Source organism: Pectinatus brassicae, assembly GCF_014201835.1.
Classification (GTDB): Bacteria; Bacillota; Negativicutes; order Selenomonadales; family Selenomonadaceae; genus Pectinatus; species Pectinatus brassicae.
The window spans coordinates 22,570-34,051 of record NZ_JACHFH010000031.1; the positions used below are offsets into that span (position 1 = coordinate 22,570).

Below are 11,482 nucleotides of genomic sequence, written 5' to 3' on the forward strand. Positions count from 1 at the left end.
CCGCTTTTCTTATCGTAATTTTTTAGTTGTCATCATGACACGTTTTAATAAATCAATATTGCCTAAGGATTTACCAGTTCCCTCACCAACGCAAGAAAGTGGATCTTCTGCGATAAGAACAGGCATGCCTGTTTCCTTGCTCAAAAGTTTATCAAGGTTTGACAACAATGCCCCTCCGCCAGTCATCATAATGCCATGATCCATTACATCGGCTGCTAATTCTGGTGGTGTGTGTTCCAACGTATTTTTCACGGCTTCAACTATTTTGTGTACCGGTTCACGCAAGGCTTCTTCGATTTCTTTATCGCTTACTTCAAGCACTTTAGGCAGCCCACTTACAAGATCACGTCCACGGATTTCCATAGTTTTAGGCGTACTAGGTGAAATAGCCGTACCAATATTGATTTTTATTTCTTCAGCTGTACGTTCACCAATCATTAAATTGTACATTCTTTTGATATAATGAACAATTGCAGTATCCATTTCATCTCCGCCAATTCTAATCGAACAGCTTGTTACAATACCGCCCAATGAAATAACCGCAATCTCAGTTGTACCACCGCCAATATCAACTACCATACTGCCAGTTGCTTCTTCTACCGGAAGACCTGCGCCGATGGCTGCTGCCATTGGTTCTTCAATCAAATAAGCCTCATTAGCACCAGCCTGACGAACAGCATCGATAACAGCACGTTTTTCTACTTCGGTTACGCCAGAAGGTACACCGACAACAACACGTGGCTTAACAAATGAGCTTCTATTCATTGCTTTACCAATAAAATATTTAAGCATTGACTGAGTTACGTTAAAGTCAGCAATAACCCCATCTTTCATAGGACGAATTGCTACGATATTCCCCGGAGTACGGCCAATCATGCGTTTTGCCTCTTCACCTACTGCTAATACATTATTTGAATCTTTATCTATTGCTACAACTGATGGCTCACGTAAAACAATACCTTTACCTTTTACATGCACCAGTGTATTTGCTGTTCCTAAATCGATTCCCATATCATGAGAAAAACCGCCAAAAATATTCCACATTCTAAACTACGTTCTCCCTTCAAATTTCAATAATAATATAAAACCGTGTTAACTATAATTTAGCATTAACCTTTGTTATAGCACTATTATCTATGTTGAAAATATTATAGCCCTGACTTTATGGTTTTCAGCTCTATAATAGATTATTTCACTACAATAAGCTACTCAATCCATCAGACCTTGTTCCTTTAAGCTTATATATTTATTATTTCCTACAATAATATGATCCACTACATTAATTCCCATTATCTGCCCTGCCTTTACCAAACGATGGGTCGTTGCTATATCTTCACTGCTGGGCTTAGGATCACCACTGGGATGATTATGCGTTAAAATGATTGACGAAGCGGCATTCTTTAAAGCTTCCTCAAATACCTCACGTGGATGCACTAATGATGCATTTAATATCCCCACAGATATTATTTTAAATGACAATATCTGATTTTTTACATTTAATAAGATTATAGCAAAGTTTTCCTTGGTTTCATAACGCAGTCGCGGCATAATATAACGAGCTGCATCATCCGGCGTCGTAACAGCAGTCTTTTGGTAAAAAGGCTCCTGGGCAATACGTCGGCCTAATTCTATTGCTGCCAATATTGTTGCCGCTTTAGCAGGACCTACACCAGCAATTTCGCTTAATTGCGCTGGTGCTAATTTAACAATTGACGATAAACCACTATCCTTATATAATGACAATAAATTTTCCGCCACATGCAAAACAGAAACATTTTTAGTACCTACTCGCAGCAAAATAGCCAATAGCTCAGCATTGCTTAATGTTTCTACACCATGGGCAATTAATTTTTCCCGTGGCCGTTCCTGCTCAGGTAAATCGCGAACCATAGTAGTGTTTTTCATAATAATACCTCTAGCCATTCAACAAGTTCAAACTTTTCGCCTTTAATATTTCACTTATAAAAAAACATACTGTAACAAGAATACTATACCAAATAACGTCTATTAAGACAACGACTAATTAATAAAATCTTTAGATTTTTTTTGGTATTATCTATTATCACTTCCTAATATAACCTTAATTATTGACAGAATTAAATTATACTACAAAATTTTTAATACTGACATAAAAAAATGATTTTGTTTATAATTTTTTTTTATTTTTTTTTAGTATTTGTATAATTATTCATAAAATAGTAATAAATCACTCTAAAGCCTTAGCAAAGCTTGACTACTATATAGTGCTACTGTATAATTTCAAGTGAGATATATTATATATTTTACCTACATAAATTGGAAATGAAACTACAGCATCTTCACATTTCCAGACTGGAGAGATGATGCGAATGGCTGATATCAATGAAAACAATCCTACAAATGCCTCTTTAGATAATAGCAACACGGATATACAGCACGATGAACAAGATAATTTTTCTATAAGTGTGCTTGCTAAAGAAAATAGCTATCCTAAAACAAATATGCTGGATAACTGTGATACAGCTGAATTAGATAATGTCCTTGCCAGTTTCAGTGATGAGGAATTATTGTTTTCGATAAAAATCAAACAAAATAAGTATGCCTTGGATTTTTTAATAAAAAAATATCGCAATTTTGTTCGTGTCAGGGCACGTTCCTATTTTTTAATTGGTGCTGACCGTGAAGACATCATTCAAGAAGGAATGATTGGTCTTTATAAAGCTATTCGTGATTTTCGTGATGAAAAATTATCATCTTTTCGCGCTTTTGCTGAATTATGTATAACACGACAAATAATTACAGCAATAAAAACAGCTACCCGCCAAAAACATATTCCTCTAAATTCATATATATCTCTTAACAAGCCCATTTACGATGAAGAATCGGATCGTACCCTCCTTGATATTTTATCAGGGACAACCGTCAGTGATCCTGAGGAATTAATGATTAACCGTGAAGAGTTTTTGGCTATTGAAGGTAAAATGGAACAAATTCTAAGTGACTTAGAATGGAAAGTATTAATGTCATATCTTGATGGCAAATCCTATCAGGAAATTGCTGTTGATTTAAAACGTCATGTAAAATCCATTGATAATGCCCTGCAGCGCGTCAAACGCAAACTGGAAAAGTATATAACCAGTCGTGCTAAAGCTGAAGAACGCCCATTATATAAAAAAGCACAAAACAAACATTTTGATGATTTATATATTAGCTTAAGTTCTAAAAATAAATAAGGGGTGATTTTATGTCGCAAAAAACTATCGCTATTGTCTGCGGTGGAGGTCCTGCACCTGGCATAAACAGTGTTATTCGTTCTGTCACATCTGAGGCACTGCGCAATGGCTGGAAAGTTCTTGGTATGTATGAAGGTTTTTCCTATCTTGCTAAGGGAGAAAAAAAGTACGTTGAGCTTGTTTACAATAATACCAGCCGCATCCATCTAACTGGTGGCTGCATACTGCAAATGTCCCGCTTTAATCCTACTAAGGATGAAGCCGATTTAAAACGAGTTGTTGATACATTAATGGCTCTTAATGTCACTCATTTACTGACAATCGGCGGTGATGATACTGCTTTTAGTGCTTCTGCTGTTGCCGCATATTCCAAAAAAATAAACTGTCCTATCAATGTGGTTCATGTACCTAAAACAATTGACAATGATCTGCCCTTACCAGAAAATGTTCCTACCTTCGGCTTTGAAACAGCTCGTGCCTTTGGCACTACTGAAATAGAAAATCTTATTGAAGATTCACGCACTACTAACAATCGCTGGTATCTGACAATTGCCATGGGCCGCACTGCCGGTCATTTAGCGTTAGGGATTGGCCGCTCTGCTGGTGCAGCTGTTACAATTATTCCCGAAGAATTTCCGCAATATAAAATTACCTTGCAGCATCTAATAGACATTCTTGTCGGTGCTATGATAAAACGTTATATGATTGGTCGCAATTATGGTGTAGCTGTTATCGCTGAAGGTGTTATTGAAAAGATTGCCCCTGAAGATTTTGCAAAATTCGGTAATATCTCACTAGATGAACATGGTCATATTCGTTATGCCGAACTTGATTTTGGTGAAATATTAAAAGAAGCTGTCGTCAAGGAAATGAATTCTTTGGGCATTAAATTATCTATCGTTGACAAGGAAATCGGCTATGAACTGCGCTGCGCCGCTCCTATTGCCTATGACATTGATTATACAACCATGCTGGGATATTCTGCTGTACAGTTCCTGTTAAAAGGCGGTTCCGGTGCCATGATTTCTGTTCAAGGCAGCCGTTCAGTTCCCATGTATTTTGAAGAACTTAAAAATCCAACTACAGGAAAAACCTTTGTACGCAAAGTCAATATTGATTCCGTAAGCTATAAAATTGCCCGCAGCTTTATGCAGCGATTAGAACGCGAGGATTTAGACAATCCTGATGTTGCCAAACTTTATCAAATGAAGTTAGATGAATTTAAAAAACGTTATATATACCTGTTTGAATAGCAAAACTCCCATGTGGCATAGCACATGGGAGTTTTTTTATTGACCATAAGGTGTTTTCCCATCCATTTGGAAAATTTCCCGATAATCCATTTTATCAAGTTTTTGCAAAAACGTATAAAATATAAATATGCTTATTGTTGAACCTATTTCATAAATAGCAATAATTAAATAACCGACAAAAATCTGCCCATTCGTATCAATTAAAGCCATAAAACAGCCCAATATCATCACTAAAATATATTTTGCTATTTCTATTTTCATCCCCCGCACCAAAAAATCATAATTTTGCGGATTTGGCAGCCAAGCTGCACGATTTACAAGAATTATGGCAATAAAGTAAACAGCCGCTGTTATTATCAGTACAGCATCAGGCGGTAAAAACATACTAAGCAGCCCGCATACAATTGCCCCCGGCCAATTATATGGCAAAAACAAACCAATAAAGATCATCCAGCTTAATGATAGCGCAGCTACTGCCGAACTTGTATACAAAAAATAAAAAGCTAAAACCCAGCATACAGCTATCAGCTGCACTATCAAAGCCAATCCTGCTAAAATTCTCATCCGGCTTATAAAAATAAGCTTACCGGACATGTCATTATTTTTGAACATAATACCCCATTTGACCCCTTCTTTTATTCCTATTTTTTTATTATATCAGCTGACAAAATCCGTATTATCTGAAAAAGACTGGGCACTTTTTAAACCATAAGCTGGCTTAGCCGAAAGTACTGCCCGATTAATCGCCTTAGCCATTACATAAGATGCTAAAGTCCCCACTGAATTTATATCAGCGGACAATGTTCCTGCTGATAAAGCATATACGCTGTCCCCGTCGACCATAGTATGTACCGGACGTATTGTTCTGGCCAAGCCATTTTGTGCCATTGCTGCTACTTTTGTCAGTTCTGTTTTATTGAAAGCTGCATTAGTTATTATAGCACCAATTGTCGTATTATTGCTGCTAAATAAATCAATCTTTTTTTCATTATTTTCAATAATGCTTTTTTCCGTATCCGCAAAATTATTTTTACTGCCATCAAGCATTCCCGCTAAAATTTTATTACTATCCAGCTCATAAACATCACCTAATGCATTTACTGCTACTATTGCGCCTACCTTTACCTCTCCCACCTGCACCGCATAAACACCAAGTCCGCTCTTCATCATATGCTCTGCACCATTATATTTTCCTACAGAAGCACCACAACCGGCTCCAACATTCCCTTCCTCAATAATATTTTTTTCCGCCTGCTGACAAGCCTTATAGACCATCTTACGACCCGGTCGCACCTGCGACAAACCTACAGAAAAATCAAAAATACATGATGCGCAAACCAATGGTACTTTACCATAGCCCGTATCAAAACCAATATTCTTTTCTTCCAGATACTGCATTATTCCACCAGCACCATCAAGACCAAAGGCACTACCGCCTGACAATAATATAGCATGAATTTTATCAGCAGCAGCCAGTGGGCTAAGCAATGCTGTCTCACGCGAAGCCGGCCCTCCACCTCTTATATCAATACCACAGCAAGCTCCCTGCTCACATAATATGACTGTACAGCCTGTAGCACTTACTGCATCCTGCATATTACCTATTTTTATATTTCCTATTTGCGTTATAGCTATTTCTCTCATATTTGCCATATCAAGGCCTCCCCTTGAGATAATCATCAATAAATATTTTCCCTCTTACCTTTGGTAAATCCTGCTACTATTTATTAATTATATCAACAGCTTTCTAAATAGTTGCTATTAAAAATTTATTAAAACATTTTATTAATGATTATTTTCTCCATATACCAGTTTACATTTATACATTTTCTATCTGCACTTGTATTGGTTTTAAAATACACATTAAAGAATATATATTTTATTTTTTCTTTATAATATATTAATAATAAATTACAATTGATTTTTAGTGGTGGATTTGGCTTGCCAAACACTATGCTTATATGATATTATACTTTACGTTCACATTTATTATCTTAATGAAATATTATTTTTTTACTATAATATATAAAATATTATTTTGTTTTGCTTATAAATTTAAATAATATTTTCTTGTGAACCAATACTCTATTTTATCATCTTAAGGAGGAACTATCTTGGATGCATTAAGCATTGCCAAACAGATTGATTCATTTTTATGGGGACCACCTCTTATTGTTTTATTAGTTGGAACAGGTGTTTTCTTGACAATACGTTTGCAATTATTACAGGTTTTCCGACTACCTACTGCTCTTGGTCTTATTTTTAAAGCGAAAAACAAAGGTGACGGTGATGTCAGCAGTTTTAAAGCACTTTGTCTTGCTTTGGCTGCCACCGTTGGAACCGGTAATATCGTTGGTGTTGCTACAGCCGTTCAGGTAGGTGGCCCCGGTGCTATTTTCTGGATGTGGATGGCAGCATTCTTTGGTATGGCTACAAAATACGGTGAGGGCCTTTTAGCGATAAAATACCGCACGATTGATGAGAAGGGTCAAATTGCTGGTGGCCCGATGTACTATATCGAACGTGGTCTAGGAAAAAAATGGCGTCCACTGGCAATCTTTTTTGCAGCCAGCTGTATATTAGTTGCCTTCTTCGGTATTGGCACATTCCCTCAGGTAAATGCCATTGTTGACAGTGTTGAATTATCATTTGGTGTTAATAAATACATCACTGATGCTGTTATTACGATTCTCGTAGCGGCTATAACTTTAGGTGGTATTAAAAGTATCTCCCGAGCAGCTTCGGCTATTGTACCTTTTATGGCTGTTCTTTATCTTATAATTTCTGCTTTAATATTAATCATACATGCATCACAAATTCCAGCTGCCGTTATAACTATTATTCATTCAGCCTTTACTACTACTGCTGCCAGCGGCGGCTTCTTAGGTGCTACTATTATGATGGCAATGAAGAACGGGATTGCCCGTGGTGTTTTCTCTAATGAATCCGGCTTAGGTTCTGCGCCAATTGCTGCTGCTGCTGCCAAAACCAACTGGCCAAGTGAACAGGGACTTATTTCTATGACTGGTACATTTATTGATACTATCATTATCTGTACAATGACTGGCTTAACTCTCGTCTTAACTGGTGTTTGGAACGGTGATGCTGTAGGTGCGGCTATGACTAATAGTGCCTTTACATCCGCATTAGGTTTATTCGGTGGTCATTTTCTTACTGTTTCTTTAGCCCTATTTGCTTTTACAACTATTTTAGGTTGGAACTATTATGGTGAACGTGCCTGTTTATATCTATTTGGCATGAACAGTATTATTGCCTATCGCATAATCTTTATCCTTCTCGTAGCTTCTGGAGCCTTTTTGAAACTTGATTTAATATGGATTATTGCTGATATTGTAAACGGCCTTATGGCAATACCAAATCTAATTGCCCTTATTGGTCTATCTGGTGTAATAGCTGCTGAAACAAAAAAATACTTAAATCATATAAAAGAGACTAACAACAAATAATTTATATTAAATATAAAAAAGCTAAATAGAAAAGGCGGGAATTATCCTGTCTTTTCTATTTTTATATATAAATATTCTAAAAGATATTAACAAAGATATATAAATTCGTTATAATGAGAATATCTATAAGATTATTTAATTAAGAAAGGGTCATAAAATTGGACGCAAAACATATTAGAAATTTTTCGATTATCGCCCATATAGACCATGGAAAGTCAACTATCGCTGACAGATTGATAGAACTAACTGGTACTCTAAGCGAAAGAGAAATGGAAAGTCAAATTCTCGACAGCATGGATCTGGAACGCGAACGTGGTATTACTATAAAAGCCCAAACAGTACGCTTAAACTATAGAGGAAAAGATGGAGAAATATACGAACTCAATTTAATTGACACCCCGGGTCACGTTGATTTTAACTATGAAGTATCCCGCAGTCTAGCTGCCTGCGAAGGTGCTCTATTAATTGTCGATGCTGCCCAAGGTGTTGAAGCCCAAACCCTGGCTAATGTCTATTTAGCACTGGAACACGATTTGGAAATCATTCCTGTCATCAACAAAATTGATCTGCCTAGTGCTGATCCCGATCGTGTAAAACAGGAAATCGAGGATGTCATCGGGCTTGATGCCAGTGATGCTGTATTATGCAGTGCTAAAACTGGTATCGGCATTGAAAATATTTTAGACCAAATCGTTGCCAAAATTCCCGCTCCTGCCGATAAAAACGATAAACCACTAAAGGCTATCATTTTCGACTCCTATTTTGATGCTTATAAAGGTGCTATTGCCCATATTCGTATCTTCGAAGGCTGCATAAAACCAGGTATGAAATTAAAAATGATGTCTACAGGAAAAACCTTTGATGTAACTGATATCGGCTGCTTTGTTCCTACGCCTTATGCAGTAGACTCATTAGAATCAGGTCAGGTTGGATTTATTGCCGGCAGCCTGAAAAATGTACGTGATGTACGCGTCGGTGATACAGTAACAGCTGCCGCCAATCCGACCGATAAACCACTGTCTGGCTATCGTGGTGTGACGCCTATGGTTTATTGCGGTCTTTATACTGTTGACAGTGCTGACTACAACAATTTAAAAGATGCTTTGGAAAAATTACAGTTAAATGATGCTGCACTTGTTTTTGAGCCAGAAACTTCTATTGCCCTTGGTTTCGGCTTTAGATGCGGCTTTTTAGGATTACTTCATATGGATGTAATTCAGGAACGTCTCGAACGTGAATATAACTTAAAATTAATTACAACTGCTCCTAGTGTTATTTATCATATATATAAAACCAATGGTGAAATGATAACCGTATCCAACCCTACTGATTTACCAGAAACAACCGAAATTGAGCATATGGAAGAACCTTTTGTAAAAGCTACCATCATTGTTCCCAATGATTATGTCGGCGCTGTAATGGAAATTTCCCAGGACAAACGCGGTAAATTTATCAGTATGGATTATATTGATAGCCGTGTAATGCTTACTTACCATATTCCTCTAAATGAAATAATCTATGATTACTTTGATAAATTAAAATCGATGACACGCGGCTATGCATCACTTGACTATGAATTAGCTGGCTACCAGCAGTCCAAGCTGGTAAAACTAGATATTCTCTTAAACGGTGAAATGGTTGATGCTTTATCCACAATTGTCCATATTGACCGTGCCCAAATTCGCGGACGCCAATTGGCAGAAAAGCTAAAAGAAATTATTCCTCGCCAGATGTTTGAAATTCCTGTCCAAGCTGCTATCGGCAATAAAATAATTGCTCGTGAAACAGTACGTGCCATGCGTAAAGATGTATTATCAAAATGCTATGGTGGTGATATTTCCCGCAAACGTAAATTACTCGAAAAACAAAAAGAAGGTAAAAAGCGCATGAAATCTGTCGGCAGCGTAGAAGTTCCGCAGGAAGCTTTCATGGCTATTTTAAAAGTAGACTAATGTATTCATTATATCTGCACATACCATTTTGCAAACAAAAATGCCGCTATTGTGATTTTCCCTCAATAGCGGCAGATTCATCTTTGTATGAAAAATATGGACAGGCTGTACTACAAGAAATTATTCAGCGTCACGAAGAATTAGGCCCAATAAATATTGATACAATTTATTTTGGTGGTGGCACACCATCACTGATGCCAATAAAAATTATTAGTGCCATTGTAAACAGTATCTATACTAATTTTACTATTAATAATAATTGTGAAATTACCCTTGAAGCTAATCCCGGAACAGTAGATATGGCATATCTACTTGGCCTGAAAAAAATTGGCTTTAATAGACTAAGCTTTGGTATTCAGGCGGTACAAGATAATCTGCTAAAAACACTGGGACGTATTCATAGCAATCATGATGCTGATACCACTATAAATAACGCTCAAAAAGCTGGCTTTAAAAATATAAGCGTCGATTTAATGTATGGACTGCCCGATCAAACAATGTCCATGTTAGAAGAAAGCCTCAATTGGGCTGTTAATAAAGCTGTTCAGCATATATCTATCTATGGCTTGCAACTAGAGGAAAATACTCCTTTTTACAGTATGCATGAATCTGGTCATCTATTATTACCTGATGAAGATTCTGTGGAAAAAATGTATGACTATATAAATGCCTTTCTGCCGTTAAATAATTTTGAGCGCTATGAGATATCCAATTTTGCTAAAAAAGGCTTTGAAAGCCGTCATAATACTGCCTATTGGCAGGATAAAGCTTATATTGGCATTGGCTGTGCCGCTCACTCCTATTACCAGCAAAAACGTTTGTATAATACACATAATGTTAATAATTATATTCAACAAGCTACTAATAAGCATTTTACTTATCAACAGGAAGAAATTTTAGATAAGAATAATTGGATCGAGGAATTTTGTTTTCTTGCTTTACGCACTACCCAGGGCATAAATAAAAATAAGTTTCAGCAAACATTTAACTGTGATATTTACAGCCTCTATAAAGAAGTTATCCACAATTTTATTACTAAAAATTTATTAATTGATACTGGCAATTTTATAAAACTTACACCACTAGGTATGAAATATGGCAATATCGTCTTTGAGGGATTTCTATTATAATATTTTTAGCTGCTATTTTAGCAGCTATTTTTTTTGCTAAAATATTCTATAAAATTAAAAACTATGGATAATTCTATATATTTCTTATTTTATCCACAGTTTTTCTGGGAATATCCCTATTCTTCTGTGGATAATTAGCAGCTCTAATATTTATCAACATACATGAGGATCTAAGTGCTAAAGCAATAAGATCCTCGATACGCATAGCGAATAAAATGAGGAACACACTCCCACGTTAACACTTAAATAGCCGCACAAAAATAAGCAGCATGAACAATGTGTTTATCCCCACTGCTTTATATTTTCTTGTATATATTTTTTCAGGCAATAAAAAAACGTCTATGACAATAGTTTAACTAAAATCATAGACGCTTTCTAACCGGCAACATCCTATCCTCCCAGGGGGCTGCCCCCCAAGTACTTTCGGCCTGTGGATGCTTAACTACTGTGTTCGAAATGGGAACAGGT

General features: G+C 36.5%; 9 protein-coding genes and 1 rRNA gene. 5 read left to right on the forward strand and 5 right to left on the reverse strand.

Annotated features, from left to right (window positions below):
• Positions 1-9: 9 nt before the first annotated feature.
• Together HNR32_RS10775 and radC are read right to left on the reverse strand one after the other, a co-directional pair.
• Positions 10-1,044, reverse strand: a complete 1,035-nt coding sequence (locus tag HNR32_RS10775; RefSeq protein WP_183862534.1) for a rod shape-determining protein — start codon at positions 1,042-1,044, stop codon at positions 10-12.
• 165 nt (positions 1,045-1,209) lie between these two features.
• Positions 1,210-1,905, reverse strand: a complete 696-nt coding sequence (radC, locus tag HNR32_RS10780) for a RadC family protein (RefSeq protein ID WP_231038219.1) — start codon at positions 1,903-1,905, stop codon at positions 1,210-1,212.
• A 575-nt stretch (positions 1,906-2,480) separates the two neighbouring features.
• Between radC and sigH the strand changes: the two genes are divergently transcribed.
• Both sigH and pfp read left to right on the forward strand, forming a co-directional pair.
• Entirely contained in the window at positions 2,481-3,212 is a 732-nt protein-coding gene (gene sigH, locus HNR32_RS10785; protein ID WP_183862547.1) for an RNA polymerase sporulation sigma factor SigH, read from the forward strand.
• 11 nt (positions 3,213-3,223) lie between these two features.
• Positions 3,224-4,465 carry a diphosphate--fructose-6-phosphate 1-phosphotransferase gene (gene pfp / locus HNR32_RS10790; protein ID WP_183862536.1) on the forward strand — a complete coding sequence of 414 codons (1,242 nt, stop codon included), beginning with the start codon at positions 3,224-3,226 and terminating at the stop codon, positions 4,463-4,465.
• 36 nt (positions 4,466-4,501) lie between these two features.
• Here the strand turns inward: pfp and HNR32_RS10795 are convergent, their stop codons facing one another.
• Together HNR32_RS10795 and HNR32_RS10800 are read right to left on the reverse strand one after the other, a co-directional pair.
• Positions 4,502-5,077 carry a hypothetical protein gene (locus tag HNR32_RS10795; RefSeq protein WP_183862538.1) on the reverse strand — a complete coding sequence of 192 codons (576 nt, stop codon included), beginning with the start codon at positions 5,075-5,077 and terminating at the stop codon, positions 4,502-4,504.
• 45 nt (positions 5,078-5,122) lie between these two features.
• Positions 5,123-6,118, reverse strand: a complete 996-nt coding sequence (locus HNR32_RS10800) for a P1 family peptidase (protein ID WP_231038220.1) — start codon at positions 6,116-6,118, stop codon at positions 5,123-5,125.
• 461 nt (positions 6,119-6,579) lie between these two features.
• On the opposite strand from HNR32_RS10800, the gene HNR32_RS10805 reads away from it, so the two are divergent.
• From HNR32_RS10805 to hemW, 3 genes are all read left to right on the forward strand, one after another.
• A complete protein-coding gene (locus tag HNR32_RS10805; protein WP_183862540.1) occupies positions 6,580-7,932 on the forward strand; it encodes an alanine/glycine:cation symporter family protein in 1,353 nt (450 codons plus the stop codon).
• A gap of 158 nt (positions 7,933-8,090) precedes the next feature.
• Positions 8,091-9,884 (forward strand): translation elongation factor 4, encoded by a 1,794-nt coding sequence (lepA, locus tag HNR32_RS10810; RefSeq protein WP_183862542.1) that lies wholly within the window; start codon positions 8,091-8,093, stop codon positions 9,882-9,884.
• Positions 9,884-11,014 carry a radical SAM family heme chaperone HemW gene (gene hemW / locus HNR32_RS10815; protein ID WP_183862544.1) on the forward strand — a complete coding sequence of 377 codons (1,131 nt, stop codon included), beginning with the start codon at positions 9,884-9,886 and terminating at the stop codon, positions 11,012-11,014. The genes lepA and hemW overlap by 1 nt, the downstream gene beginning before the upstream one ends.
• Before the next feature lie 377 nt (positions 11,015-11,391).
• Here the strand turns inward: hemW and rrf are convergent.
• A 5S ribosomal RNA gene (gene rrf / locus HNR32_RS10820) occupies positions 11,392-11,482 on the reverse strand; the annotation flags it as partial.